The sequence below is a fragment of the Halovivax limisalsi genome (assembly GCF_023093535.1).
In the GTDB taxonomy this organism is placed as follows: Archaea; Halobacteriota; Halobacteria; order Halobacteriales; family Natrialbaceae; genus Halovivax; species Halovivax limisalsi.
Map to the genome: position 1 here is coordinate 3,349,045 of NZ_CP095757.1, position 26,084 is coordinate 3,375,128.

Genomic DNA, 26,084 nt, shown 5'->3' on the forward strand with positions numbered 1-26,084 from the left:
ATGGGGATCGACGTTCCCGACCTCGACGACAGAGCCTACGACGACCTGCTCGAGCGAGCGCAGAAACTCGTACCGGCGTACTCCGACACCTGGACGGACTTCAACCCGCACGATCCCGGCATCACGATTCTGGAGCTGTTGGCCTGGCTTACCGAGACGCACACGTACCAGCTCGATCAGATTACGGACGCTCACCGACGGAAGCATCTCCAGTTACTCGGAAAGCGGCCGCGTCGCTCGCGGCCGGCCGAGGCGACGGTGCAGTTTCGTCCGCCGGCATCGGCGGCGGGGACTCGCCTGCCGGCGGGCACCAGACTGGCGGTGACGGACGAGACCGCGACGCGACACCGCTTCGAGACCGAGCGCGACGTCGTGCTGACCGACGCCGAGATCGAACGGGCGCTCACGGTCGTCGACGGCGAGGTGACGGATCACGGTGACGGGACGGTCCCGTCGTTTTACCGACCGTTCGGTCGGACGGCCGACCCATCGGCGACGTTCTATCTCGGCTTCGACGGGAATCCGTTCGCCGGCGCCGACGCGCTGACGCTGTCGGTCAGCTATCACGACGAGAATCTCCCGGAACCCGGTGGGTCGACCGCCGCGGTGCCGCCGTTCGACCCGTCGGTCGATCTCGCGTGGGCCTATCGATCGGCGGACGGCGACTGGAAATCGCTCTCGGTTCGGGTCGACGACACCGAGGCGTTCTATCGCAGCGGGCTGATCGAACTGTCCCCCGCAGGAACCGATGCGGGGCTCGACGGGCGATCGGAGCCGGCGGCGATTTCGACCGAGCGGCCCTGGGTTCGCTGTCGCGTTCGGACGGGCGGCTGGGAGGTTCCACCGCAGGTCGCGGGGATTAGACCGAATGCCGTGACGGTGACGAATACGATCCGGGTCGACGCGGAGCCGTTGCGTCGAATCGAGGCGAGCCAGGAACGCGGGGCGTCACCGGTGTTGGATGGCCAGCGGTTCGCGTTCGAACACCGGCCCGTGCGGTCGGCGACGATCACGGTCGACGGCATCGAGTACGGCGAAGTACCGGACTTCGACGCCTCCGGACCGGACGATCGACACTACGTGCTCGACCGGGAGCGAGGCGAGATCACGTTTGGCGACGGGGCGGCGGGGCGGGTGCCGCCGCCGAGCGCGACGGTACGTGCCGACTACGTGGCCGGTGGTGGCGCCGACGCGAACGTCTCGGGGTCGGCCACCTGGCAACTCGTCGACGACGGGTGTGCGATACCGGGCGCAGCGTCGGCGGCCTCGATACCGGTTCGATCGCTGGGGCCCGCAACCGGCGGCCGCGACCCCGAACCGATCGACGAGGCGTTTCGGCGGGTCCGTCGGGAGTTACGAGAGCCCGCCCGTGCCGTCACCGAGTCCGACTATCGTCGTCTCGTCGCCACCACGCCCGGACTCCGGATCGGGCGGACCGGCGTCTGGGTCGATCGACCGGACCCGCTCGTCGTGGTCGTGCCCCACGCGCCGGCGGACGTCCCCACGCCGACGCCGAGCGAGCCGTTTCTGGAGGCCGTCCGGAGCCGGCTGCGAGAGCGGACGCTCATCACCGACCGGATTCGCGTTCGCGGCCCCGAGTACGCCAGGCTCGAGTGCACCGTCCGGGGGACCGTCAGACCGCAGTACGCAGAGAGCGGCTACGAAGCCGCCATCGAGGACGCCGTCAGCACGTTCCTTCATCCGTTATACGGCGACGACGGCACGGGCTGGCCGTTCGGCCAGCCGCTGTCGAAAGCGGCACTCGTCGACGTGATCGAGGGTGTCGACGCCGTCGATCACGTCGACACGCTCTCGATCACCGCACACGGCGCCGGGACCACCGGGGACGGAACGATTCGTCTCGACGACACCGCACTGTTCACGCTGGAAGCCGTCGACGTCACGATGGTGCGTGGGAGGGAGTCACGATGACGGAGTCCTCGATCACGACCAGGAGTGCGCGCGACTGGAGCGACTGGGGTCTCGAGAATGCGGTCGTCAGCGACGGCGGCATCGCCATCGCCCGAACGACGCGGGTTGCGACCCGATCGATCGCGACGGGGTGTCACGACGTCGCGATCACCCGGAACGGGGACGTGGCCTACGTCACCGGGACGGGCCGGGTCGTCGTCACGGACCAGGATGGCGAGACAGACCGGACCGTCGGCCCCGCGAACGGCGACGGCGAGGCCCGCGCGATCGACGCGGCGGCGGGCGAACTCGCGATAGCGGAGACGACGGGTACCGTCCACAGGATCCGTCCCCGGACAGAGCGGACGATCGACCGGACGGAGACCGGGCTCGACCCGATTTCGCGAATCGGCACGACGCGAACGCGGACGCTCGTCCGCACCGACGAGGGCGTGCGGACGCTCGACGCCGGTACATCCGGGTCCCCGGCCGGCGGGCAGCCACGCGACGTCGCCGGCGACGGAGACCGCGCGATGGTTCTCGAACGCCACGACGACGGCGCCTACGTTCGGGCGCTCTCGGGCGGGGTGGGCGGCGGCGAGGAGCGCCTCGCCGGCCCACTCCGCTTCGAGGGGGAACCGATCGATCCGACGGCCATCGCCACCGTCGACGATCGACTCTTCCTCGGGACGAGCCTGCCCGAGGGTGGCCACGCCGTTCTCGAATTCGACGCCGCGGCAGCCTCGCTGCGGCCGTTCACCAGGGTTGATGGGCCGGTTCGGGCGATCGCGGCGGGGACGAACGCGGAGGACCGAACGGTCGTCGCGGCCATTACCGAACCGGACGGGGAGTGCATCCTCGCGGTCGAACACGGTCAGGCGAGGCGCCACCCCCGAACGGACGACCATCGGGCGCTCGCCCTGCATCGGTACGACTCCGGGGCCGAGACGCTCGAGTGGCACCGGATCGCGATCCAGGTCGCTCGCTCCTCGATCGACACCGACGTCTCGCTGCGCTACTACGCGAGCGATTCACCCACGCTGTTCTCGCTGGCGGCCGAGGCTCAGGAAGCCGAAACAGCAGCAGGGGGAGCCGAGACCGGCCAGTCGTTCGTCTGGGTGGAGTCGACCGCCGACACCGTTGCCGCGGACGTCTCGCCGGACCTACGAGAAGCACTCGTCGCGGCCGGATTCGAGAGTCTGTGGGAACTGGTGACGACCGATCCTGAGACGCTCGTCGCCGAGACGTCGCTCTCACGTTCGCGGCTCCGTACCGCCAGAACGGCCGCCATGGACGCGATCGAGACGGAGATCGAGGCCAACTGGACGACGGCGCGTCTCGACGACGCCGACGCCCTGCTCGAAGGCGCGACCGGGCGCTACCTGTTCGTCGCGCTCGAACTCACCGGGACGGCTGCGGCGACGCCGCACGTCGAGTCGCTGACCGCGTTCTGTCCACGAACGTCGTATCTGCGCTACCTGCCGGATCTGTATCAACGCGACGAGGCGTCGGCCGCCTTCCTCGAACGGTTCCTGTCGGTCTTCGAGACCTCGTTTTCCGATATCGAACGCGAACTCGACGAATTCACACGGTACCTCGATCCGGCGGGGACGCCGACGGACGCCCTCGCCTGGCTCGAGTCGTGGCTGGCCGCCGACGAGTATCGCGACTGGCCGGCACCCGCTCGCCGCGCGTACCTCGCTCGCGCGCCGGAACGCTATCGCCGACGGGGGACGCGACGGGGCCTGCGCGAGACGATCGAGCTCTACTTGCACCACGCCGCCGGTTCCAGCGACTCGTGGGACGACGACCCCGATACCGACCATCGACTGTTCTTCCTCGAACCGAGCGACCTCGACGGAATCCCCGACGGGCCGACCGCATCGAGTTATCGATCGCTGGTGCCGACGGATCACTCGTTCGTCGTCTTCGGCGGCCCGTTCGACGACCCGCGCCACGAGCGAGCGGTCGAGCACATCGTCGAGACGGAAACGCCCGCACACGTCGACGCCACGGTCCTGGCGCTATCGGACGACCTCGTCCTGGGCCCGACGAGTTTTCTCGGTCGAAACACGACGCTCGGCGCCGAATCGTTCGGCCTGGGTGAGGCTCGACTCGGTCGCGAGACGTACCTCGGCGAGAACGCAGACTGAGCCGGTCAGCGGTCGTCTGCGTCGAGTTCCGGGCGACCGAACGATCGTTCGACGTCGGCGTAGTGGGCGCGCGTCGCCTCGTCGACGCTCGGCGTCACGACGTCGAGTGCGTGGGCGAAGTCCGCCGCCGTCACTTCGACGGCGTCGCGCGTCGAGTCGTCAGCGTCCGCCGCGATGGCTGCGCGCGCGGCCGCCATCGACGCCTCCCGACAGAGCGCTTCGAGATCGGCACCGACGAAGCCGTCGGTTTCGGCGGCGAGGTGGTCGACGTCGACGTCGTCGGCCAGCGGTCGCTTCTCGGCGTGAACGCGCAGAATCTCCCGTCGAGCGGGTTCGTCCGGCACGGGAACGTGGACGTGCGTGTCGAGTCGGCCGGGGCGCAAGAGCGCCGAGTCGATGCGATCCGGGCGGTTGCTCGTCGCGATGACGACGACGTCTTCGAGCGTCTCCATCCCGTCGAGTTCCGTCAGGAGCTGTGAGACGACGCGCTCGCTCACGCCGGCACTCGCGCCGGCGCTCCCGCGCTCGCTGGCGATCGCGTCGATCTCGTCGAAGAAGACGACGGCCGGCGCGTTCGCCCGCGCCTTGTCGAATACCTCGCGGACGCCCTTCTCGCTCTCGCCGACGTACTTGTTCAACAGCTCCGGGCCCTTCACGGAGATGAAGTTCGACTGGGATTCGTGTGCGATGGCCTTCGCCAGCAGCGTCTTGCCGGTCCCGGGCGGCCCGTACAGGAGGACGCCGGTCGAGTCGTCGAGAGCGAGTGTCTCGAAGACGTCCGGGTGTTCGAGGGGCCACTGGATCGCCTCCTGCAACAGTCGCTTGGTCTCCGTGAGGCCGCCGACCTGCTCCCAGGAGACGGAGGGCACTTCGACGAAGACCTCGCGTAACGCGGAGGGCTGGACCTCGCCGATCGCCGCGTCGAGATCCGAGGCCGTGACCCGCAGCGACTCGAGCGTCTCGGCGTCGATCTCGTCGCGTTCGAGGTCGATCTCCGGTCTGATCCGGGCCAGGGCGTTCATCGCACCCTCCTTGGCCACCTGCTCGAGATCCGCCCCGACGAAGCCGTGCGTGCGCTCGGCGTAGCGCTCGAGGTCGACGTCCGACGCGAGCGGCATGGCGCGAGTGTGAACCTGCAGGACTTCGAGCCGACCCGCAGCGTCGGGCACGCCGACTTCGATCTCGCGGTCGAATCGCCCACCGCGACGCAGCGCCGGGTCGATGGCGTCGACGCGATTCGTCGCCGCGATGACGACGACGTCGCCGCGACCCTCGAGCCCGTCGAGTAGCGACAACAGCTGGGCGACCACGCGTCGCTCGACGTCGCCCGCGGTCTCGTCGCGCTGTGGGGCGATCGAGTCGATCTCGTCGATGAAGACCACCGCCGGCGCCTCGTCCTCGGCCTCCTCGAACACCTCGCGCAGTTGCTCTTCGGACTCGCCGTAGTACTTCGACATGATCTCCGGCCCGGAGATATCGGTGAAGTAGGCGTCGATCTCGTTGGCGACCGCCTTCGCGATCAGGGTCTTGCCGGTCCCCGGCGGCCCGTGGAGTAACACGCCTTTCGGCGGCTCGATCCCCAGTTGCTGGAAGAGTTCCGGATGGCGCATCGGCAACTCGATCATCTCGCGGACCTGCTCGAGTTCCTCGTCGAGGCCGCCGATGTCCTCGTAGACGATCTCCGGCTGCCGATCGGCTGCCTGCGCCTCCGGCTCCGCTGCCGGTTCGCCGTCCGACGACGGCGACGCACTCACCGTCGCGGCCGCCTCCGCCGCGAGGCAGATCTGGGTCCCATCAGTCACGACGACCGGTCCACCCGGCTCCGTTCGCTCGATCCGAAACGGCAGGCGCTGGGCCGTACTCGACGAGCCCGGGCCGACGCCGAGCGAGATCTTCACGCGCTGATCCGATCGGACCGCGCGACCGCGTAGCTTTCGGTGAACGATCGGCGTCACGTCGCCGCGGATCCGCAGGGAGTCCGGCAGTGCGATCACGACCTCCTGTGCCGGACTCGCATCGACTGCCTCGACGGTAACCCGATCGTCGACGGCCACGCCGACCGCCGAGCGCATCTCCCCGTCGATACGGATGAGTCCGCCCCGTCCGTTGTCTTCCGGATAGCCCGGCCAGACGCGCGCGAGCGCGGGTCCGTCCTCGCCCTCGATGCGTACGTGATCACCGTTTTCGATCCCCAGCGCCTCCTTCGCCGCCCGATCGATCGCCGCGAGGCCACGACCGGCATCCTTCTGTTTGAGCGGCTTGACTCGACATTTCATTCGTACATGTTCTACGTAAATCTCATTGCTCATGAACGATCCGACTTCCGACGCGACGATCCCGTTCGGGTCACCGGATCGCAAAATCGCGATGTTTATTACTTCACAAAGATAGGTATGTACAACGCAATATGCGCGGAAACGGATGGGATCCCGCCGGCGGTGACGTCGACCTCTCGCAGTTCGTCAAGAATCGATTCTTCGAAGGCAAACTGATGACGCCGCAGGTGATGCAAAACGAGCGGCGCTACCTCACCGATCGCCAGCACACGCTGATGCGGTACCTCTTCGGATCGGGGATCGTCCGCGGGCTGGGCGTCGACCCACCGGTCGAGACCGACGACGGACTGGAGGTCACCGTCGAACCCGGACTCGCCCTCGACGGCCGCGGCCGACCGATCGTCGTCGATCAGCCGACGTCGACTTCGGTGCCGGCCGTCGACGGTGACGAACTCTACCTCTTTCTCGAGTACGACGAGACGGCGGTCGAGCCGGTTCCCGTCCCCGAAACCAACGGCGACGGCGGCTCCGTACCGAACCGGGTCGTCGAACGATTCGAGGTCACCCATCGAGAGTCTCCGCCGTCGGAGCCAGCGGTCGTGCCGGCGGGAGACCTCACCGCGGCGATCGAGGAGGGCGCCGATCCGCAGTCGATCTGTCAGACCATCCTGACGCAGTATCACGAGCACCACCGACAGGACGTTGGTGACGATGGCGATCCGGCCGTCTACCTGGGTGGATTCCAGCGAACAGGGTCGAGCGGCTGGTCCCCCCAGCCGGACGCACCCTCGCCAAAGTACGTCTACGACCTGCCGATGCTGTTCGGCCTGCTCGGATCGCACCTGACCGATACCGACAATCCACACCGGACGCCGGTTACCGAACCCATCGACTCACCCCCGGACGACATCGAGGCGCTGAACGAGCGGCTGGCCGACCTCGAGGCGACGGTCGAAGCACAGGCGGACGATCGGGCGACGATCGTCCAGTACACGCTCCGAAAGACGATCAACGACCGGCGTCGCTTCTTCAACGCGCTGAGCGATCGACTCGAACCCCTCAGCGGCGAGGCGAGTCGGCTCGCGCGCGAAGTTGCACAGGCTGCAACCGACGACATCCTCGAAGACGGAGCGGCCGAAGCCGCCTACCGCGACCAGCTCGACGACGTGCTCGAACGTGCGATCGAGATCGGCGACGAGCTGGATGGCATCGCGACCGAAGGATCGCTCGAGCGGTACCTGCAATCGGTCTCGACGCTCCAGGCCGCCCTGGAAGACGAGGCGCGGTTGATCGACACCGTCGACGCCGACGACAGTCTCAGCGAGGCGGCCGATTCGATCGAACCGCTCGTCGACGTCGTGCCGGATCGGTGAGGACGGCAGGAGTGACGGCGACGGACGAACGCGACGCGGGACGGATCGGGATCGAAGACGACCGCGGCCATCCCCTCGGTCCCTCGCGAGCAGGGACAGTGCTGGCTCCGTGCCGATCCGTAGCGATCGAACTCCGCGCCGGCGTTTCCGATCGGCCAGACATCGGGCGATCGGAGCGTCACGCGAGTGACAGCGCGGTCCGGAGGTCGGACTCGACGGCGTCGACCTTGCTCCGATCGTACAGTGCGGCCGCCGGGTGAAACGCGGGCACGACCTTCCGTCTCTCACGCGTTCGCGATCCATTCGCACGCTCCTGCGATTCCTCGTCGCTCGCTGAATCGGTAGAGCGCGCAATCTCGCGGTCGAACTCCCGGCCGTGCAGGTCGGTGATCGTCTCGTCCGTATCGAGGAGTTCGTCCGTCGCGAAGCTCCCCAGGGGAACGAGAACGGCCGGATCGACGCGCTCGATCTCGGCCTCGAGCACCGGCCGCCAGGCCTCGATCTCCGCGACGCGGGGGTCGCGGTTCTCCGGCGGCCGGGCCTTGACGAGGTTGGTGATGTAGAGGTCGCGTCGGTCGTGTCCGAGCGATTCGAGCGCCCGATCGAGTTGCGACCCCGCCCGCCCGACGAAGGGTTCTCCCCGTGCAACTTCCTGCTTCCCCGGGGCCTCGCCGACGAGCATCACGTCGGCCGAGAGCGGGCCGACGCCGGGGACGAATCGCTCGGGGTCCATCTGCTCGGCCGGAACGGTCGCGAGCGCGTCGGCGAATTCCGCCTCGAACGACCAGTCGGTTGTCGGTGTGTCGGTCATCGCGCCGACCTACACCGCTCTCGATAACCTTCGTTTGGGGCCCTCGGCGTGAGTGTCCGCCCCGTTGACATCCTCCTCGCGCTAAAGCGCGAGGATTCCTCCGTTGGGGGTTCGGCTACCGACCCACGGAGGCAACTTGCGGGTTTGTGCGCACTTCGTTGGGACTTTCGTGAGGGTGTGGTTTCCCCGACCAGTCGTGGTCGTCCCACTCGAATCGCACGGGCCGTGCCATCGGCCTGATTTCCGTATCGCTGTTTTCTCGAAGGAACGTCTCTGACGCTGTGAGGTCGGCGTGTCCCTCGAAACCACACGGACACGTCAGCGTATGCTCGTGGCGAAACGTCTTCTCGTGGTTGCCACACTCGGGACACGTCTGACTCGTCCACGCTTCCGACTCGACTACGAGACTGATGCCGTACTCCTCACAGACGCACGCGAGGCGGTGGATGAACTTCTTGAACGCCCAGAAGTTGTGCGTCTTCTCGTTCACCCTGACTGACCAGTGCGACTCCAGCACGTCGGTCAAATCGCCCACGTACACCATCGCCACGCCATCGTCGTACAGTCGTTCCACAAGGTCGCGCACCAGTGCATTCTGTGCGTGGTCACGCCGTTTCGTCCGCTGTCGGTACAGCCGCCGAATCCGCTTGGAACTGTAGCGTCCCTCTCGGAGTCGTCCGGAAGACGAAGTCTTCCGTGACTGAGCGGAGCGAAGCTCCGCGACGTCCGCGAAACCGGAGGTTTCGCTTGATTCCGAGGGACTCCGTCTCTCGGACAATTTCGACTGTAGGCGGGTGATTTCGTCTGTCGTCTCGTGGAACCGTCCGAACAACTCCCGACCGTCGTAGAGGTACTGGTTCCCAGTGGTCGTGGAACAGGCGACGAGGTTGTTCGCGCCAACGTCGAGGGCGGCTTCTTCCGAAGCCAGCGGTGAATCCAGTCGAGAATCAGGTACGGTGACTGGTTGAAAAGCCCTGAACGTGTCGCTCACCTCGTCGTACTCAAGTTCCAGACGACCCTGTTCGCCGTTCCACTTCGGCTTGCCACGGACTTCAAGACGGAGTCGTTCGTGGTAGCCGAGTCCGTATTCGTCTTTCAGTTCTTGCCCGACAGGGATTTCGAGACGACTACGCTTGCCCCACTCAATCGTGTACTGGTTGCATCGGATGTAGGTACGGAGTTCGCGTCCGTCCTCCTCGTCGCGCCAGTACGACGGTGGGTTGGCGTACTCGCCTTTCTCCTTGAGGGCAAAGAACGAGCGCCACACTTCACTGTTCTTGCGCGTGACCTGTTGAACGGTCGCGCTTCCAACGACACCGTTGTACTGTCCACGGTATTCGTAAGTGTCGGACGGGTTAAAGATTGCGTTGGAAACCTGTCCATGCCATCGTCGGCGGTTGAATACTGTTAGTCGGCTTCATCCCGCCTGAAGGCCGAGGCTTTCGCCTCGAATTTTCCGTAACGTGAGGACGGCTGTTGCGTTCGGTTCGAGAACGGCGACGGCTCACGGTCGCGCATTCGGACGCGCCTTCAACCGTCGACGTTCCGAAACCGGCATCGTCGCGACCCTGGCCGCGGAGGCCTCACGAACGCCCGCGTCGGCGTCGGGCCCGGATCGACGTCGCTTCCCCTGCGGAGACCGTCCTCGCGCCGAGGCGGTCGAGCCAAGGTTCAACCGGCTTCGCGGTGTAGCACCCCCGCGCGGCGCGCTCGAGCGCCGTCGGTCCCACCCATGTCCGCACCGAGCACCGAACACGTCGACGGATCGACGAATCGTTCACGAACGACGGCGGCCCGCCTCCGCTCGGCGATCGAGCGACGCGCTCGAGACGGATCGCTGGCGATACTCGCAGGAGGGGTCGCGTTCGGGGCGGCGCTGCGCCGCGTTCGACGAAACGCGGGCCGGGCGACGCCGCTGGCGCTGTCGGCCGTCGCGCTCCTCGGACTCGGCGCGCGACAGCGACGACGCGAATGCGCCGACGCAGACGTCGAGACCGGAGCGGACGCGCCGCGAGACGAACACGGGGACAAGCGCGTCTCCGACGAAGCCTACGCGGAGAGCCACCGCGATCTGGGCGCCGGACGCACCGCCGACGAATCGGCGAGCGCCGACCAGTCGGAGGCGGCGCCCAACCCGCGCGGGATGTCCGACCGGGCCGACGTCGAGGCCGAGGAACCGGGCGATATCGATTTCGTCGCGGACGCCGACGACGATGCGGGCGACCGACGGACGCACCTGGAAGACGAGACCGCCCACGATCCGCGGCTCCACCCCGACGCCGACGACCAACCGACCGAGATCGACCTCTCGTCGGCGGCGATGGCCGACGAGGCCAGCGAAGCGACCGGGCCGCACCCCGAACAGGCCTATCCCGCCCAGGAAGGCACGGATCCCGAGCCGAGCGCGGCGAACGCGCCGGAGCGAACGGGCGAGGGAGCGGTGGCACCAGCCGGAGCCGACGACGAGGCGCCGGCCGGCGATGGGACGGCCGACGAGCGGGCGACCGACGCTCCCGACGACGATGGCGAAGAAACGGTCGTCGGCGCGGATGCTGGCGGCGAGGAACCCGAAAGTAGCTCGGGAGAAAACGGGAACGCCGACGGAGATTCACCCGGCGATGCGTGAAACTCCTCGCGCACGATGGACGTCACGTTGCACCGACCTTCGTCGACGGACCAACAGTGGGGCAGCAGATCGCGGAGACGACACGGAGGCCGGCGACCGCGAGCGCGCTCCCGAAGGGGACGCACCCGCGACGAGACTCTCGTACCACAGACACATACCACTGGAGCACGCAGTATAGCGCGAGTCGAAGACACCCGTGCGCTACTTCGTCACGTCGAACGATCCGGCGGTCGAAGCCCACTACGCGGAGCAACTGGAAGCGGAAGGATACGACGTCAACGACTCGTATCACGAAGGGGCCATCATCATCGCGTTCGGCGGCGACGGAACGATCCTCCACGCGGCGCGGCAATATCAAGGGCCGACGATTCTACCGATCCGATCCGGCGATTCGGTCGGGGAGAAGACGCAGTTCGACGCGGGCGAGTGGCTCGACGCCGTCGAACGGGTGGAACACGGACGGAGGGGCGAGGCGTACGAAATCGAGCGACGGCGCTGCATCGCCGCCTACCGAGACGGAGCCGAGATCCAGGGCGGGTTTCACGCCCTGAACGAGATCAGCCTGCATCACTCCTCGCCCGTTCTGGCAGCGACCTTCGCCGTTCGCATCGACGACCGGGGACAGTCCTACGAATTCGAGCGGCTGATCGGCGACGGCGTCCTCGTGGCGACGCCGTTCGGGTCGACCGGGTACTACCGGTCGATCACCGGCGGAACGGTTTCGTGTGGACTCGGGGTCGCGTTCAACAACGTCCACACGCCGATGGACGCACCACGGTACGTCCACTGCTCTCCCGACGCAACTGTCACGGTCGAAGTGATCGAGTCCGAACACTCGTCGGAGGCCGTGCTCACCCGCGACAACGCCGAGGAGCTGTACGAACTCCGGGTCAACGAACCGATCACGATCAGGCAAAGCGACCGAGACGTCGAACTCGTCCGACCGCCAACATCGAAATCGTGAGCAACTCTCGACTCTCCCCGACAGTCGGGTGTTGCGTCGCCGACGCAGTTCGTCGGAGTCGGTTCCATCGAAATGAGCTGCTCGACTCACGCCGACCACCCTGTTTCACTCGGTAAAACCGCCCGACAGCGACGGGGTGGATCAAATACCTTCGTCTCCTTCGCAAAATCGCATCTTTCATTCTCTTTCTTATTTGAGAAAAATACCGATAGAGACGCTATAGGTCCGTCTAACGGGGCCCTTCGATATTGATAAGAAAGTTGATGGACTCGCTGGGAAGGAGAAACTGTACGCTGTCGTGCGGTTTTGTGGATTTCACTCATGGACTTGGTTAGGGCAGGTTGTCTCGCCGAACGGCCATCTTCTCTCGCTCCGTGCGGGCGTCGTAATGCTCGTAGAGGACGTTGAGCGAGACGTCCATCCGCTCGCTGACGACCTCTGGGGTCGTGTCCTGGTTCAGATGCTGGGTTATCGATCCCCGACGAACGGCGTGGGGAGATCGTGCCGAGGGGCACTCAGATAACGTCCCATCCGCGCCGATTGCCTCGCACGAACTCGGCGATCTGTCGTGTGGACACTCCTGGAAATTACAGGGGAAGAGGGCCCGTACCGTCCACTTGTAGATGGAGTTGCCGACCGGGCGCGATCCAGCATCTGTGGTGAAGAGTGGCTCTCTGCCGAACTCGTCGACGACGTGCGTCCGGTCCGGGTTGGTCAGATAGGCGGACAGAATTGAGAACCACTCCGGCCCGAGGTAGACCCAGCGGTTCCCGTCGTCGCCATTTTTCAACGTCGTTCCAGTCTCCGGTCGGTGTTCGACACGAACGGCGTGGTCGTTCTCGTCCAGGTCGTCCACATCGATCGACCGGACGCCACTTCGGCGCATCCCGGTTCGCCACAGGAGGGCGATGAGTGCGTGGTCACGACTCCCGTAATGGTGTCGATCGTAGTACTCGAGCGCCATCTCGGCGTGCTCTGGATCGAGAAACACGTCCTTGGACTGTGCGCCGTCGGGTAGCTCCGGTGCGTGAAGCTTCTCCGAGAGGCCTTCTTCAACGGCCTCGATATCGGCCCACCACCGGAGCGCCTGACGAACACTACTGAGTTGTTTTTGTAGCGTGATCGCGGCGATATCTGGCTGTCGCCACCTGACGAAGTCGTTCAGCATCCGTCCGTCGAGTTCGTTCAGATTCTCGATTCCACGTTCGTCGCACCACTCGAGAAATACCGAGAGTCGGTGCTTCGCGTTTTGAAACGATGTCTCCCGAATACTCGGTTCGCGGTAGTCGAGAAATCGATCCACCCCTTCCTCCGGTGATAGAGGTTGTAGATCGGTCACAACAGGTCACCGGAAGTCCCGGAAAAGTTGTGACGGTGTGCTTCATTACGCACGGGTTCGAGTTGTCCCGTCGTCGATTCTACTCCGTTCGAGAGGGTTCTTCTGGTGTCCGTTGCTGACATACGTGGCTCTCTGACCGCGTTTTGGCGCTGGGAGTGCGGTTTACTCGGAGCCCGAAAGACGCGGAGATACCTCTCACAGAGGTTAATCTATATGCGTCTCGGACCAGAAGGGTCGGATGTCCAGTCGGACCCTTTCTGACGCCGCTACGGTGGGAGGTCTATCGCTCGTCAATTTGCCGCCCTTTGGACGGGCGGGATAGTTTTCTCACAGCCTTGGTGTCGCGAGTATTTGCCATTGGTCGTATTAAATATTGTGTATGCTTATCTATTCATCAGTATACGCTTATCTCACGCAGCCCGTACGCATTCGGCCTCAACACTGGGCTTTACAGAGGCTTTTTTGCTCAGGCTCTCACAGAGTAGGGTATCCAGACAGTCCTATGCGTACGCAAATAGCGTGGTTGCGGATGAGTGATTTCTCGATTCTCGAGTTTCTCGACGGCCACGAGCTGGACGCGTTCCACGCGCCGCCCTCCACAATCGCGAAGAACATGGACATCAGCAAAGGAACGGTCCAGCAGCGCGTCCGGATCCTTAATGCCGCTGGTCTCATAGAGAAAGAAGACGAGACCGGCGGGTACTATCGAATCACGGGCCTCGGTCGTCGATATCTGGATCAGTCCCTGTTAGACGAGGAGAAGGAGCGGCTCAAAGCGTTCGACCCGGACAACGTCTAACGCGGATTCGATCAGCGATTCGCCACCCATTTTACCCAGTGATTAGTATTGGAACCAAGAATGCCGACCGAAGCAACCATCTATCGCGTCCTTCTCGCGATGCCGGACGACGTCGAGGAGGAACGTCCGATCGCCAAAGACGTTGTGATCGACTGGAATTCGACGAACGGACGGAAGGAGGATATCCATCTCCAGCCGATATCCGCTACCCACATCGACCTCGAGTCGAACTCCCTCGCGGACGATATCGACGCCGTCCTGGGGACGTTCTGGACGACGATCGAGGACCCGCGCATCGGTGGCACGTCCCTCGCCGAGACGGTACGTCGACTCTCGCTCGAAGGAGAGACGCCGTCGATAATAGGATTCTCGGAACAGAATATCCCGACGCATCAGCTCGATCCCGAGGAGTACACCGCAGTACAACAGTTCAAAGAAGAATGCCGGAACACTGGCTACTTCACGTACGCGACGCTGGAGGAGTACGAGAGTCGGCTGAAGCGATCCCTCTCCCTGTTGATGGAGGAACTCCTCGCGGATCCACGGCGGCAGCACATCACGAAGACGGAACACGAGGGACCAAGCGAGTACGACGTCGAGGTCGATCACGACCGGCTCCAACTGTCCGCCGAGATCCATCGCGACCAGGACGTCCGGAACATCGATCGGATGGTCGATCGACTCGAAGCGCAGGGTCTGGAACCCCCGTATCGGGTGCTGGACGCAGGCTGTGGCTACGGAACCGTCACCCAGTGTCGATTCGGAGATGACAGCCGGTTCGACGTGGTCGCGATCGATCAGTCGCGAGCTGCCCTCTCGATCGCCAGAGAGGAGTACGCCGCATCGAACGTCGAGTACCGCTGGCTCGACGTGAACAACCTCCCCGAAGCCGATCTCGGGACGTTCGACCTCGTTTTCGCCGCCTATCTGTTTCACCACCTCCAGAACCAGGAATCGGTCCTCTCGCTCCTATGGGAAGCCGTTCGCGAGGGCGGCTGTTTGCTCGTTCGCAGTTGTGAGGATGGCCAGCATCTCCACTACCCACCCGACGAGGATATGGAGTGGATCGTCGATCTCACGGATGACATTCCGGGGAGCAGCGACCGAACGCACGGACGCCGTCTTCCGACGCACATGAAGCGACTGACACCCGAGCCCACGGACGTCTGGCTCGATCTGGAGAACTACCACACCGTCGGAATGAGTAGTTCTGAGCGACGGGAGTACTGGGAGGTGTTTCACTCGAATCGGCTCCACTACGCGAAGACTCGAGCGGAAAGGGAGGATGCAACTGTCGAAGAGAAGCGGCTCTACGAGCGAATGGCCGAAGCGATGGCATCGGTCGAGCAGAAGATAGCCGGCAATGAGCACGTTTTCGACGCGAAGAGTGTGCCGGTATCAGTGGCTGTGAAGTAATTCAAGACAGAGTGTTAGACAGGTAGTAGCCTATTCGAATCACCTTGTCATTCTATGCCCCAATCAACCGGTCCATGCAGGGCAGGCAGTTATCAAAACCGCCTTCAATATCTCTAATTGCTGCCAAAATTATCCTACTTAATGGAAATATTAGATAGATTTAAATTAATTAGTGCCTGTAGTACTGATCGGTCCGTGGAAAAACGATAAAATGCGGATCGCTTATTACGCAGATCCGTTTTCGAAGCGCTCGACTAGGGGCGCCAACATCTCAGATGGATCACCGAGATCGAACTGGACAGCACGAAGTTCATCGAGCAATCGCGGGAAGATCACGCTGCGTTGCACGATTGCAACCCGCTTAATATCCCATGATGGCTGCTCCGGAACCCGAATATGCCACTGTTCCAGCCCATGCTTTTCACACAGGTGGATACAGTGATCAGTGAAATATGCCTCATCACCATTCTCAGGAATAATCAGAAGATGAAGTTCCCACGTATCGAAGTCCTCTGAGCCAGTCTCGTTCACCCAAGTCGTAATATCCACCTCTGCAACGTCCGTTACCGTCCGGTCGGGTCCAACAGCAAGTCCCTCACTGTCCACATAGTCTTCCAGATATGCCCTGATTTGGTCTCCGACCAGCTCGAAGTCCTGCTCCGGTGGCAGCCCAAGGATCGTCCGGATCTCTGCACTCTCCGCCGGCGAGAGATTAAACTGAGTCGTAATAATCGAAAATAGTTCCTCCGCCTCAGACTCAGGTAACTCCGTCTTCTCAAGTTGATCGGGATCCGGTCTGAAATCGTCCGGTCCAAGCGTCCCAGACTGGTCCGTATAAATGATCCCGAGTGCTTTGAACGACTGGATTGTTGACCACGAAACCTCATCACCATCTCTCAGGCCATGTTTCCAGACAACTGGATTTCCTTCGTGTTCGATTTTGTACGTAATGTTCCCAACACCGGGGGGACGTGCCAGAATATAGTACCCATCCTCATCCACGTATTTATTGATCGTCGGCATGTCTCTGCAGTATCGCCAGATTTGAAATGAAACGTATTGAGAGTGTCGCCCATCTTGATAACTATAAGGCGCGATTAAAGCGCACGCTTTTACTCTGTTTGTAATGGTGACGAACGCTTAATATTGGCAGTCAACCTGTTGATCAAGATGGAGACGGATGCGGCGCGACCACTCCGTCTCCGCTTTGCAAGTAAAGGCCGTTCTGATTTATCGGTAGCACTTCTCGTGTTAGATACACCATGTCAATAACTCGCGCCCAGTCGGGACTGCTCAAGAAGTCGAGTACCGCAACGACGCTGTAAATGCCGCCCTCGAGTTCTGGAAGGGCCGACGGAGGAGTGGACTCTTCTTACTCGGTGCCGCCGTCCTCTCGTCTCGCGTACCCGGCGTCGGAACGCTTGCTTCGCTTCTTCTCCGGATATACCGCCGCCTCTGATAGATGCGCAGACTCACATACCGACTGGTTCTGCCAAAGTGATATGAAAATAACTCGTCGTTCAGTATTCTCATCCAACAAAAAAAAACCCATTGGCGCCGATTTTATCCCGGTTGCAAGTACCGGTCTAGTCTAAATCGTCGGCTAGACGCTCCTTGCAGACGACGTCACAAAGTTCATTCAGGAGCTCAGGATGATGTTCTTCTAGAACCTCAATATCTCTAGCCAACTCCTCGTTGATCCGCGACCGGACTCGCGAGATGGATTGCAGGCGCTGGGACTCCGATGGGTCGCCCTCGCCTGAGATGTATTCCCGGTCTGTATCCGTCATGATCGCACGATACCGTCCCATTTTCGACCTCCAGTTTTGCGCCATTGCAAATGAAGGTTTCCCCGCAGAGGCCATATTGTTTGCTCTATTGCAAATATTTGCACCAATGCAAAACTGTTAAGATGCACAAGTGCATATCTGGAACTGCCAAGCGCGGGACGTCGGTCGAGAAATTGGCCGCGGCGTGTTGGTGCACGCCTGACCGCGCTTCCGGAGTAGGAAGCATGAGCACTGATACAACGCACAACCAAGATACTGGCGAACCAATCTCGAAACGTCCCAGCCCGACCGACCGGATCTACCGGTCACATATCGTCATCGGAACTGATGTCGAAGGGCGGATTCATCACTACGTAAAGGACTACAACCGGGAGTTCATCACGGAGGAGGGTGGTGCAGTCTACGTCATCGCCGACGACGAGCTGTCCGATGCATATTATCTCGGAACCCATTCACTCACCGAGTGGGTCGAGCAGGTCGAACAAGTGAGCGGATGGTATAAGTGCCACGTCATTACAGGGATCGTAGAGGCGATATCCGGTGATACCCGGGATAGTTGATCTCACGATCTCGTGGGTGACCGTCAACCATCGACTGAATGGAGCACGGCAAACTTGAACTTGAAAAGTTTCAATAACGCCGCAGAGGGCTCTCTAGGTCACTTCGACATCCCTGCAATCGATCTTCCGTCCGAACGTCGTAGTGCTGGTTGATGACCTTCGGGGGGACGTTACACCGGTCACCGACAACTCGGTCGGCACACCGGCCTGCAGCAGGTAGGTGATGTATCCTCGCCGAATCAGATGCGACGTCACTAACTGAAATTAACTAATGGCCGAATATCGCCACCTACCGCGACGTCGACGAGAACGGATCGGGCAGCCCATGCTCAGCTGCAATCTCGCGTACCAGAGAGCGACAGCGCATCGCCTGTCTAGACTCCTCAGAATAGCCGAATGAGTGATAGGCCAGTGCCTCGATCAAGAGACGTGCGTCGGAATCGCTGAGTTGCATCGGGGTGTCTGGCCTGGTGATAGTATAAAAATGTGCGGAGCTACTGCTAACCTGCACCTAGGATAGCTTCGATGAACGCTCGCTATCTGGTTTCGGCCGCGTCAAAGACGATTCAATATTTTCTTCTTCTGGCCGTTAAATTCGGAAGAGGTGATTACCCCCTCATCATACAATTTCTTGAGAGCTCGAAGAAGTTCTATGGAGTATTGAAAGTCGCTGGTTTTTGACGCCGCCAATTTAGTCATTCGTAGACTTGTGGAACCCACGCGATGATTCTCGCTATCATCACTGGAAGAAACAAGCAAATTTAGGATATTCGCTCTGGTGTCCAGTGAGGTTGTCGTGATATTCAGGTCGTCACATATTTGCTCCGTTTGACGCAATTCTTGAGGTGAGCGAGCAGACTGTCCAGCTCCATTGTCATACTCGGCCAATTCGACGATATTGCCCTTCTCAGGATCCCTTCCTATAGGAAGTACGTGTGGATGAGGGTGTGAGTCATAGTACTCTTTGGAACACATCGGAAGCCACCGGTCACAGGCTAGGCAAAATCTCCGATATGCATTTCCTGGTCGGGAGCGCTGCTCAATTCGCTTGTCATGTACTGGAACCACTTTCGAACGACTACAGTACTGGCACTGATCTTGCATCGAACTCGACTCATGAGATTCAATCGACCATCGTTATTCAATCGGAGTTGTCTCAGGCTTCATCTTTTCCCCAGTATTACATTCTAAAAGTAAGTCATCATCCTCTTTCGGAAAGTTCGGAAACCGGGCCCCGATTGATACAGCCCTCTGGGCAAACTCGTAGACCATGAACCGATTCGATAAACCTACCATCCCGGAACTCCCGGACCTCACATCCGGCGTTACGTTGCTGGAATCCGACGATTCAATCACGCCACTGCACTCCCTCGTCGTCGACCACCTGCTCATTAATGGAGGCGACGGGTGCTGGATTGACAGCCACGGTCACGCCCGCACGGACACGCTAACGGACGTCTCTCCATCGGACCGTATCCTCGACCGGATCGACGTCGCGCGCGGCTTCACGCCCCAGCAGCACCACGAACTCGTCGCCACGCTATCGGAACGGCGCGTCGACCCGTCGCTCGTCGTCGCGCCGGCCGTCGATGGCCAGTACCGCGACGACAGCCTTCGATCGGCCGAGGCGACAGAGTTGCTCCTCCGGACGCTGGCCCGACTTGCACGCCTCTCTCGGCGCCACGACTGTCCGGTGCTCGTCACTCGCCTCGTCGATGACGAACTATCGGAACCAGTATCGGAACTCGCGTCGCAGACGGTGCGGTGCGAGTCGACACAACTTGGACCGCGCTTCGTCGGCGAGGAGTTCGAGACGCTCGTCTACCCCCAGGAGGACGGCTGGGTCCAGACAACGCTGGCGTTCTGGGCCGAGGTGCTGCGCGCTCGCGAACCGCTCTACCCGGCGACGCCGATGGAGGCGGCGAGCTATGGGGCGGACTAATCCGACCTACCGTGATCAGGTGCGAGCGATCGAGGAGCGGTGGGGCGACTACCGGCGCGCCCTTCGCGAGCAAGATAAATCGCACTTCGACCGGTTGTTCGAGCACGGCCGCCAGTACGCCGACGCGGCAGGGTACCAGAATCCGACCGACCCAATGGTGGCGCTGCTCATCTCGATGCACGTCGCTCAAGAGCGACGCATCGCCGATCTCGAACAGCGGCTCGACGAACTTGAGTCATGACAGAGGGACTGTTCAAAGTCGACTATCTGGACGGCGAGGTCGTCGAGTGGCACGCCACGGCGGACGGGCTCGAGACCGTCTCGAACCCCGAGTTTACGCCGACCATCTACGCGATCGCGGATGGCGACCTGTCGTACGAAGATCTCGCCGATCGCCTCGAGCCGCATCCGCTCGCGGTGGAGATGCAACTCGAACCGTGGGGGCGCGGCTGGCGGCACGATCCAGAGCCCGTCCTCCGGATCGACGTCCCGGATATCGATGCGGTAGACGAACTCGCCTACTACCTCAGAGATATCGGCCGGCTAGGAGACGTCAAGTGCTTCAATGTGGACTTCTCGAGGGAGTTCCGATACTGCCTCGAAACGGGGCAGACACCAGCTCCCGCGCGAGGCCTTCGGACGCTCGACCTCACCGCGCCGGCGACCGCGATGGTCGATGACGTCCTCTCGACGTTGTCCATTAACGGTGAGAAGGTCACTGACGATCCCGAAGCAGTCGTGAAAGGCGTCGAACGCGCTCTCGAACGTATCGACCCCGACGTGCTGATCCTCTCGTCGAGCGAGCTCGTGCCGGCGCTGTACGATGCAGCCGACACGTGTGGTCGCGAGTCGTTCGAGCTGGGTCGCCGATCAGGATGGCATACGCTCGCCGGTGCGTCGACCTTCGAGAGCTACGGCCAAGTCGGGCACTCCCCAGCTCGATACAACGTCCCCGGACGGGCGATTATCGACCGCTCGAACACGTTCTTCTACGACCAATCCGGTCTCCAGGGCATCCTCGATCTGGCGCGTCGGTCGGGGAAGCCGCTGCAGGAACTCGCGTGGGCGTCGATCGGGAACGTCCTCACGGCGATCCAGATTACGGAGGCCCGTGAGCGGGACGTCCTGACGCCGTGGAAGTCCTGGCGCCACGAGTTCTTCAAGTCGATGCGGACGCTGCACGAGGCCGACCGCGGGGGCTACACGTTCGCACCCGACGTCGGCGTTCACGAGGACGTCCACGAACTCGACTTTTCGAGTCTCTACCCGAATATCATCGTGACGCGGAACATCAGTCCGGAGACGATCTGTTGTAATTGTCACGGTCGGGCCGATGTTCCTGGCCTGGGCTACTCGGTCTGCGACGAGCAGGGCTATCTGGCGGACGTCCTCGAGCCATTGATCTCGGACAGAGATGCGATCAAGGCCGAAATTCGAGAGACGGACGATCCGGAGCGACAGGAAGCGCTGCAACAGAAGTCGGACGCGATCAAGTGGATTCTCGTCTCCTGTTTCGGCTACCAGGGGTTCTCGAACGCGAAGTTTGGTCGTATCGAATGCCACGAGGCGATCAACGCCTACGCTCGCGAGATTCTGCTTGATGCGAAGCAGACTCTGGAAGCTAACGGCTGGCGCGTCGTCCACGGGATTGTCGATAGTCTCTGGGTGCAGGCTCGCGAGGGGATAGAAAAGACTGATCTGGAAGACGTCGCTCGCGAGATCACCGCCGACGCCGACATTCGGCTGGAGTACGAGGGAGGCTTCGACTGGGTGGCGTTCGTCCCAATGGCCGATAGCGAGGCTGGCGCGCTGACGAAATACTTCGGCCGGAAACACGACGGCGAGTACAAGTTCCGCGGCATCGAGGTCCGCCAGCACTCGACGCCGGCGTTCATCGCCGAGTCCCAGACGGAGTTGATCGATATATTTGATTCGACCCGGTCGCCCGAGGCCGTCTGCGATCGACTCGATCGGCAGTTAGAGCGGCTTCAATCGGGCGATGTGAATCCGATGGACCTCGTCATCGAAGTGCGCTCATCGAAACGCCTGGAGGAGTACACGCAGTCCACACGATCGGTCGCAGCGCTGGAACGGGCCGAGGCCGCCGGGATCGGTCGCGAACCTGGACAACCCGTCGAGTACGTGGTCGTCGACGATTCGAAATCGGGGCGCGAGCGAGTGCAGTTGCCGCACGAGGAGATTGACAACTACGACGCGGTGTTCTACGCGACGGAACTCGTCCGGGCTGCCGAGAGTGTTCTGTCCCCGTTAGGGTGGCGCAAAGAGAATATCGATCAATACCTCTCTGATCGAGTGAGGTCGACGTTGGGTGCGTATTAGAACTCTCGTTCCGTAGCAATGAGAGACGGTGTTATACTCTCGCCGATATCTGCGTAGTAGAGTGCGATGTTGGCCTCCAAGTCGGTGGTGAGGTAGTGATTGATGGCTCGTTTGATCGACTCAGCGCGATCGTTATTACCCTCGTTCAATGCATCGAGGTATGCTGGCCCAACTTCCTTTCCGAACCGAGTATTCGAGATTTCGGCGCCGCCCCAGACAGTTGTTGGCGTCGGAAGTTCATAGGATTCGAGACACTCCTCCAATGAAGGCCATTTCTCGCCTGTACTGTCACACCGCTCTTTTCTCCCTTCGAATAGGTCAATGTGGCTTGCCGGGGTATTTAACGCTGATTCTACCGGTGGTTCCCCCAGATGCTTACACCGATCGGCCAAAAATTCGAAGTCGAATTCACGGCCCTGGTACGAGATCAGGCCGTCGACATCCAAGTTATCGAGATCTCGAAGTGCGTAACTGATGAGGGTATATTCGTCATCCCCTGATCGGTGATAGAGCTCGTAACTGGCTTCAGAGAGCGGGTCGCCTCGATCGTGAATTCCGATTCCCACCGAAACAGTCTCACCCTGACTGGCGTCATAGTGCGTCGTTTCTATGTCGATCGTCGCAATCCGATCATACCCGTTGTCATCGTGAGAAATCCGCATGCCACTTCTGTTGTGATTGATTAACTTATAGATATCGTACCAGTTTGCCAGTCAATTGGCTGCAGTCCCATCCAATTCACAGAGGGGCGGTATGGCAGTATTACGGATCGATTGGCCAATACTCGCTACAACCTCTGGGTTGCCCTCAACAAAGCTCGATAAAGAAATAGTGAGGATACTGGAGTGTGGCTACTCAGTAGCAGTGACTCTTAAACGTTCCCCCCGAACATCCAAGTCTGACGCACAATCCACGTGCTAACCCCGGCCTGTATCCAAAAATCCGTCTCAGGTTGGTTCGCGGTAAGATTGGTTATCCGAGAGGCACGTGTCACGAAATGAGCGGCTTTCACGCGTCTGATCTCGGATGCGGCATTTATCACCTATCCACCGAGTCAAATTGATGGATACATGCTAGATAAATAGAGTTATTACATACCCCATAAAATTCCCTAATTGTGTCAGGTGATAGTTGTTGAAAGATACTGACCGTAAGACAATTCGACCGCTACGATTCCAAGCAGCAGGGACAGAATTGCTGACGAAAGAAGCTGAAAACGGGATAATAATCGAGCGACGGATCTAATATGGAAAGGACCACGGTTAGAACCTCAGTCTCGATTCGACCAGCCGATGCGTTGTTCCTCAGCTGGGCAACGGGGATCAACGCGTCCGGACTCTTTCGAGAGGCGCTGTCCGAACAGATGTCGTACCGCAACATCGACCGACACCAACTCGTTGATCTCGTCGAGCGAACGCTCCGAGACGAGAACCGCGACCTCGAGGAGCTCTGTGAGCGAACGACGGGACTCGACGACCTCGAAGCGCTAATCGAAGATCGCGGCAATCAGTCCAAATCCACATCCAATGAGTAAGCCGACGTCACCGAATGCAGGAGAATCGCCCTCCGAGTCCCCCACGACTACTGGCCCCTCCAAGAAAAGAATCGCAATCCTGACCCTAGCAACAGGTCTGACACTGTGTTTGGTCGCCGTGACCCCGGCGATGGCACAGAGCGATGTCGGCGACGTCTACTGTGGTACCGGCGTCGACACCGGAATCACGCTCATATTCGGCGCACTCGCAGGGCTCGGCCTCCCCGCAACGGCGTTCTTCACCGGGCGAGCTGGGCTGTCCTATATGCGAGCGGGCGGAAACCCCGAGAAGAAAAACGACGCGAAGCAGAAGCTCGTCATGTCCGGCGTCGGGTTCGGGATCATTGTCCTCGCTCTGGTTTCGCCGGAGCTGGTCTCCAAGGTCGGTGACCAGATGGGATTCGGCTTCTCTGACTGCGTGAAACCGTTCTGAGGACGACCGCAGGCTACCCCACTATGATAGCTCTCAGATCGATCACCGTCCTGGGAGCGGTCCTCGTCTGTACGGGCGGGCTGCTCTTGACGGGCCTACTTCCGCTCCACGCTGTCACCGGGAGTGACGACCCTGACGAGTCAACGATTCCGCCCGACGGGCCGGATTACGGCGTCAACAGTAGTGACTTCTACCGGCTCTGGTCGGGAGATGTCGACAATCGAAGCGTCTCGGAGGGTGACTTCGAGGATGGCGACCTCCCTCCTCGCGAACGAGGTCAACGTGCGCTCACGCGGTCGACAGACATTCCCTTCGCGACGCCACCACAAGCCGCCGAACAGTGGACTCGAGGCGACCTCGGAGATTATGAATCAGGAGGTTCGTCGGCCTCGATCGCTCCTCCGAACGCCGAGCTCACCAACGGTCCGTACATCAAGGATGCATTCGTGAGTATCGCCGCCGTCCAGCCGTCGACGATCCTCCACGAGTCGAATTCGACGGATACAGTGCAGTACATCGCGCCGGACGGCGAGGTCCTGGCAGTGAGCAATTTCCGGGTCGGCCTCCCCGAAGGAAATGAGAGCGACAGGAAGCGCGAAGACTGGTTCGTCGGCGAGGCACAGGTGGAGCAAGTCACGCTCGAGGCTGATGGAGAGACACTGATTACAGACGAGGGCCACCGATCGATACTCGAATACTCGGACCTCTCGGGATCAGTCACCTTCGAGGTCGAGGCCAGGATCACCGCCGAGGTAGACGAGGTGACGGGGATCTGCAGCGACTGGAATGCGACTGCAGAGCGCTGTGAGGCGTGGGATTCGTTCGAGCGCACCATCTCCGTCGAGCAGACGGTCTCGGATACACAGTCGGTCGAAGTGAACCAGCTGTCGAACATCACAGGCAGTCGAGTTGCATTCGACTCGGACGACGATCTAGTCGGCGCCGCCGTACACCCAGATTCCGAGTGGGCGACGATCGCCGTGGATAGCGACGTCGAGGCCCGTAGCAGCTGGTGGTTCTACGCCGCCGGAACGCCGGGCTGGCAGGACATGGTTACTCACAAGGCGGATGGGTCGACGACGTCGCCGTCTTCGTTTCGTCCCGTCCAGGTCCACGCGTTCCCGAGCGAGTCGGAACCCTACGTGCCGACAGAACGCGTGAACGGGACCGTCCCACTGCGAATCGAAGAGGTCTGGGGCGAGGAACGAACTGGGCCAGAGCTCCCCGGTGTGATCGATCTCGAGACGGCGGATCCCTACACGAATGCAGACTCGGTCGCGCTCACATCGAGCGTCCTCGAGGCGGACGCACTCCAGGAGGTCACCGTCACCGGGATCGTTCGCGGGCAATCCGAGACGGTGACACTGGGCGAACCGCAGACAGTTCGTGAGGCAAATCTCTCGCTCTCCTTCCCCGAGGAGGACTCCACGCAGGCGACCATTCGAGCGGAGGTGCTGGATGCGAACAGTGGCAACCCGGTATCCACAGGAACCGTAGCGATCGGGAATCAATCCGCACCGCTCGACGAGAACGGGATGGCGACCATCACGATCACCAACCCAGGTCCGACCGTCACTGCCGAGTACGTTCCCGAGACCTGGTGGCAAGCAGGTCAGCTCTACGCGTCGACTGAGACCACGGCCGTCGTCCCGGGAGAGTTCCCAGATCTTCGGTCGCTACTCCAGCTACTGGTCGTCACCCTACTGTGGTTCCTGCCAGTTGGCCTCCTCGCTCTCGGTCTCGATTACGTGACCGACGGCGAGCTACTCGGTCTCGAGCGATCATCGTGAACAGAACAATAGACAACTCCCAACCCA

Annotated in this window: 21 protein-coding genes and 1 pseudogene; 15 read left to right on the forward strand and 7 right to left on the reverse strand. The window is 61.6% G+C overall.

Going from position 1 to position 26,084, the window contains the following annotated elements:
* Together MXA07_RS15695 and cis12 are read left to right on the forward strand one after the other, a co-directional pair.
* The gene (locus tag MXA07_RS15695; protein WP_247729537.1) at positions 1 to 1,932 is read left to right on the forward strand and encodes a putative baseplate assembly protein; all 1,932 of its coding nucleotides are present in this window, start codon (positions 1 to 3) and stop codon (positions 1,930 to 1,932) included.
* Positions 1,929 to 4,064: a CIS12 family contractile injection system protein gene (cis12, locus tag MXA07_RS15700; RefSeq protein ID WP_247729538.1), complete on the forward strand. Its 2,136-nt coding sequence runs from the start codon at positions 1,929 to 1,931 to the stop codon at positions 4,062 to 4,064. Before MXA07_RS15695 ends, cis12 begins: the two co-directional genes overlap by 4 nt.
* Before the next feature lie 5 nt (positions 4,065 to 4,069).
* On the opposite strand, the gene MXA07_RS15705 is transcribed toward cis12, so the two are convergent.
* Entirely contained in the window at positions 4,070 to 6,340 is a 2,271-nt protein-coding gene (locus tag MXA07_RS15705) for a CDC48 family AAA ATPase (protein ID WP_247729539.1), read from the reverse strand.
* A 131-nt stretch (positions 6,341 to 6,471) separates the two neighbouring features.
* Between MXA07_RS15705 and cis13 the strand changes: the two genes are divergently transcribed.
* Positions 6,472 to 7,713 carry a CIS13 family contractile injection system protein gene (cis13, locus tag MXA07_RS15710; protein WP_247729540.1) on the forward strand — a complete coding sequence of 414 codons (1,242 nt, stop codon included), beginning with the start codon at positions 6,472 to 6,474 and terminating at the stop codon, positions 7,711 to 7,713.
* Positions 7,714 to 7,891: 178 nt separating this feature from the next.
* On the opposite strand, the gene MXA07_RS15715 is transcribed toward cis13, so the two are convergent.
* Together MXA07_RS15715 and MXA07_RS15720 are read right to left on the reverse strand one after the other, a co-directional pair.
* Entirely contained in the window at positions 7,892 to 8,524 is a 633-nt protein-coding gene (locus tag MXA07_RS15715; RefSeq protein WP_247729541.1) for a uracil-DNA glycosylase, read from the reverse strand.
* A gap of 115 nt (positions 8,525 to 8,639) precedes the next feature.
* Positions 8,640 to 9,887, reverse strand: a complete 1,248-nt coding sequence (locus MXA07_RS15720) for an RNA-guided endonuclease InsQ/TnpB family protein (RefSeq protein WP_247731768.1) — start codon at positions 9,885 to 9,887, stop codon at positions 8,640 to 8,642.
* A gap of 369 nt (positions 9,888 to 10,256) precedes the next feature.
* On the opposite strand from MXA07_RS15720, the gene MXA07_RS15725 reads away from it, so the two are divergent.
* Together MXA07_RS15725 and MXA07_RS15730 are read left to right on the forward strand one after the other, a co-directional pair.
* Complete coding sequence (locus MXA07_RS15725) at positions 10,257 to 11,150, forward strand: hypothetical protein (protein WP_247729542.1); 894 nt, start codon at positions 10,257 to 10,259, stop codon at positions 11,148 to 11,150.
* Positions 11,151 to 11,346: 196 nt separating this feature from the next.
* Positions 11,347 to 12,114 (forward strand): NAD(+)/NADH kinase, encoded by a 768-nt coding sequence (locus MXA07_RS15730; protein WP_247729543.1) that lies wholly within the window; start codon positions 11,347 to 11,349, stop codon positions 12,112 to 12,114.
* A 331-nt stretch (positions 12,115 to 12,445) separates the two neighbouring features.
* Here the strand turns inward: MXA07_RS15730 and MXA07_RS15735 are convergent, their stop codons facing one another.
* Positions 12,446 to 13,453 (reverse strand): tyrosine-type recombinase/integrase, encoded by a 1,008-nt coding sequence (locus tag MXA07_RS15735; protein WP_247729544.1) that lies wholly within the window; start codon positions 13,451 to 13,453, stop codon positions 12,446 to 12,448.
* 529 nt (positions 13,454 to 13,982) lie between these two features.
* On the opposite strand from MXA07_RS15735, the gene MXA07_RS15740 reads away from it, so the two are divergent.
* Both MXA07_RS15740 and MXA07_RS15745 read left to right on the forward strand, forming a co-directional pair.
* Positions 13,983 to 14,252: a winged helix-turn-helix domain-containing protein gene (locus tag MXA07_RS15740; RefSeq protein WP_247729545.1), complete on the forward strand. Its 270-nt coding sequence runs from the start codon at positions 13,983 to 13,985 to the stop codon at positions 14,250 to 14,252.
* A 60-nt stretch (positions 14,253 to 14,312) separates the two neighbouring features.
* On the forward strand, positions 14,313 to 15,668 hold the full coding sequence (locus MXA07_RS15745) for a class I SAM-dependent methyltransferase (protein WP_247729546.1): 1,356 nt from the start codon (positions 14,313 to 14,315) through the stop codon (positions 15,666 to 15,668).
* Positions 15,669 to 15,893: 225 nt separating this feature from the next.
* Here MXA07_RS15745 and MXA07_RS15750 read toward each other — a convergent pair whose 3' ends face one another.
* Positions 15,894 to 16,691, reverse strand: coding sequence for a hypothetical protein (locus tag MXA07_RS15750; protein ID WP_247729547.1), 798 nt, complete (start codon positions 16,689 to 16,691; stop codon positions 15,894 to 15,896).
* 239 nt (positions 16,692 to 16,930) lie between these two features.
* On the opposite strand from MXA07_RS15750, the pseudogene MXA07_RS18310 reads away from it, so the two are divergent.
* Together MXA07_RS18310 and MXA07_RS15760 are read left to right on the forward strand one after the other, a co-directional pair.
* Positions 16,931 to 17,127, forward strand: a pseudogene (locus MXA07_RS18310) (hypothetical protein).
* A gap of 555 nt (positions 17,128 to 17,682) precedes the next feature.
* Positions 17,683 to 18,018 carry a hypothetical protein gene (locus MXA07_RS15760; protein WP_247729549.1) on the forward strand — a complete coding sequence of 112 codons (336 nt, stop codon included), beginning with the start codon at positions 17,683 to 17,685 and terminating at the stop codon, positions 18,016 to 18,018.
* 555 nt (positions 18,019 to 18,573) lie between these two features.
* Here the strand turns inward: MXA07_RS15760 and MXA07_RS18315 are convergent.
* Entirely contained in the window at positions 18,574 to 19,122 is a 549-nt protein-coding gene (locus tag MXA07_RS18315; RefSeq protein WP_425492174.1) for an SHOCT domain-containing protein, read from the reverse strand.
* A gap of 166 nt (positions 19,123 to 19,288) precedes the next feature.
* On the opposite strand from MXA07_RS18315, the gene MXA07_RS15765 reads away from it, so the two are divergent.
* Genes MXA07_RS15765 through MXA07_RS15775 form a run of 3 tightly spaced genes read left to right on the forward strand, consistent with a single transcriptional unit; the run spans position 19,289 to position 22,300 of the window.
* Complete coding sequence (locus MXA07_RS15765) at positions 19,289 to 19,960, forward strand: hypothetical protein (protein ID WP_247729550.1); 672 nt, start codon at positions 19,289 to 19,291, stop codon at positions 19,958 to 19,960.
* A complete protein-coding gene (locus MXA07_RS15770) occupies positions 19,947 to 20,201 on the forward strand; it encodes a DUF8156 family protein (RefSeq protein ID WP_247729551.1) in 255 nt (84 codons plus the stop codon). Before MXA07_RS15765 ends, MXA07_RS15770 begins: the two co-directional genes overlap by 14 nt.
* On the forward strand, positions 20,198 to 22,300 hold the full coding sequence (locus MXA07_RS15775; protein ID WP_247729552.1) for a type B DNA-directed DNA polymerase: 2,103 nt from the start codon (positions 20,198 to 20,200) through the stop codon (positions 22,298 to 22,300). The genes MXA07_RS15770 and MXA07_RS15775 overlap by 4 nt, the downstream gene beginning before the upstream one ends.
* Here MXA07_RS15775 and MXA07_RS15780 read toward each other — a convergent pair.
* A complete protein-coding gene (locus MXA07_RS15780) occupies positions 22,297 to 22,962 on the reverse strand; it encodes a ribonuclease H-like domain-containing protein (protein ID WP_247729553.1) in 666 nt (221 codons plus the stop codon). The genes MXA07_RS15775 and MXA07_RS15780 overlap by 4 nt on opposite strands.
* A gap of 635 nt (positions 22,963 to 23,597) precedes the next feature.
* On the opposite strand from MXA07_RS15780, the gene MXA07_RS15785 reads away from it, so the two are divergent.
* From MXA07_RS15785 to MXA07_RS15795, 3 genes are read left to right on the forward strand one after another with little or no spacing between them, the layout of a single operon-like run.
* Positions 23,598 to 23,834, forward strand: a complete 237-nt coding sequence (locus MXA07_RS15785; protein WP_247729554.1) for a hypothetical protein — start codon at positions 23,598 to 23,600, stop codon at positions 23,832 to 23,834.
* Complete coding sequence (locus MXA07_RS15790) at positions 23,827 to 24,267, forward strand: pilin (protein ID WP_425492175.1); 441 nt, start codon at positions 23,827 to 23,829, stop codon at positions 24,265 to 24,267. The genes MXA07_RS15785 and MXA07_RS15790 overlap by 8 nt, the downstream gene beginning before the upstream one ends.
* A gap of 23 nt (positions 24,268 to 24,290) precedes the next feature.
* Positions 24,291 to 26,057, forward strand: a complete 1,767-nt coding sequence (locus MXA07_RS15795) for an Ig-like domain-containing protein (RefSeq protein ID WP_247729556.1) — start codon at positions 24,291 to 24,293, stop codon at positions 26,055 to 26,057.
* The last annotated feature ends 27 nt before the right edge of the window (positions 26,058 to 26,084 follow it).

What these genes read in the sequence shown, in the direction of transcription:
- MXA07_RS15775 (WP_247729552.1), top strand. Translation starts at nt 20,198, where the DNA reads ATGACAGAGGGACTGTTCAAAGTCGACTATCTGGACGGCGAGGTCGTC.
- MXA07_RS15745 (WP_247729546.1), top strand. Translation starts at nt 14,313, where the DNA reads ATGCCGACCGAAGCAACCATCTATCGCGTCCTTCTCGCGATGCCGGAC.
- MXA07_RS15790 (WP_425492175.1), top strand. Translation starts at nt 23,827, where the DNA reads ATGAGTAAGCCGACGTCACCGAATGCAGGAGAATCGCCCTCCGAGTCC.
- cis12 (WP_247729538.1), top strand. Translation starts at nt 1,929, where the DNA reads ATGACGGAGTCCTCGATCACGACCAGGAGTGCGCGCGACTGGAGCGAC.
- MXA07_RS15770 (WP_247729551.1), top strand. Translation starts at nt 19,947, where the DNA reads ATGGGGCGGACTAATCCGACCTACCGTGATCAGGTGCGAGCGATCGAG.
- MXA07_RS15765 (WP_247729550.1), top strand. Translation starts at nt 19,289, where the DNA reads ATGAACCGATTCGATAAACCTACCATCCCGGAACTCCCGGACCTCACA.
- MXA07_RS15740 (WP_247729545.1), top strand. Translation starts at nt 13,983, where the DNA reads ATGAGTGATTTCTCGATTCTCGAGTTTCTCGACGGCCACGAGCTGGAC.
- MXA07_RS15715 (WP_247729541.1), bottom strand. Translation starts at nt 8,524, where the DNA reads ATGACCGACACACCGACAACCGACTGGTCGTTCGAGGCGGAATTCGCC.
- MXA07_RS15705 (WP_247729539.1), bottom strand. Translation starts at nt 6,340, where the DNA reads ATGAAATGTCGAGTCAAGCCGCTCAAACAGAAGGATGCCGGTCGTGGC.
- cis13 (WP_247729540.1), top strand. Translation starts at nt 6,472, where the DNA reads ATGCGCGGAAACGGATGGGATCCCGCCGGCGGTGACGTCGACCTCTCG.
- MXA07_RS15725 (WP_247729542.1), top strand. Translation starts at nt 10,257, where the DNA reads ATGTCCGCACCGAGCACCGAACACGTCGACGGATCGACGAATCGTTCA.
- MXA07_RS15795 (WP_247729556.1), top strand. Translation starts at nt 24,291, where the DNA reads ATGATAGCTCTCAGATCGATCACCGTCCTGGGAGCGGTCCTCGTCTGT.
- MXA07_RS15695 (WP_247729537.1), top strand. Translation starts at nt 1, where the DNA reads ATGGGGATCGACGTTCCCGACCTCGACGACAGAGCCTACGACGACCTG.
- MXA07_RS15760 (WP_247729549.1), top strand. Translation starts at nt 17,683, where the DNA reads ATGAGCACTGATACAACGCACAACCAAGATACTGGCGAACCAATCTCG.
- MXA07_RS18315 (WP_425492174.1), bottom strand. Translation starts at nt 19,122, where the DNA reads ATGCAAGATCAGTGCCAGTACTGTAGTCGTTCGAAAGTGGTTCCAGTA.
- MXA07_RS15780 (WP_247729553.1), bottom strand. Translation starts at nt 22,962, where the DNA reads ATGCGGATTTCTCACGATGACAACGGGTATGATCGGATTGCGACGATC.
- MXA07_RS15750 (WP_247729547.1), bottom strand. Translation starts at nt 16,691, where the DNA reads ATGCCGACGATCAATAAATACGTGGATGAGGATGGGTACTATATTCTG.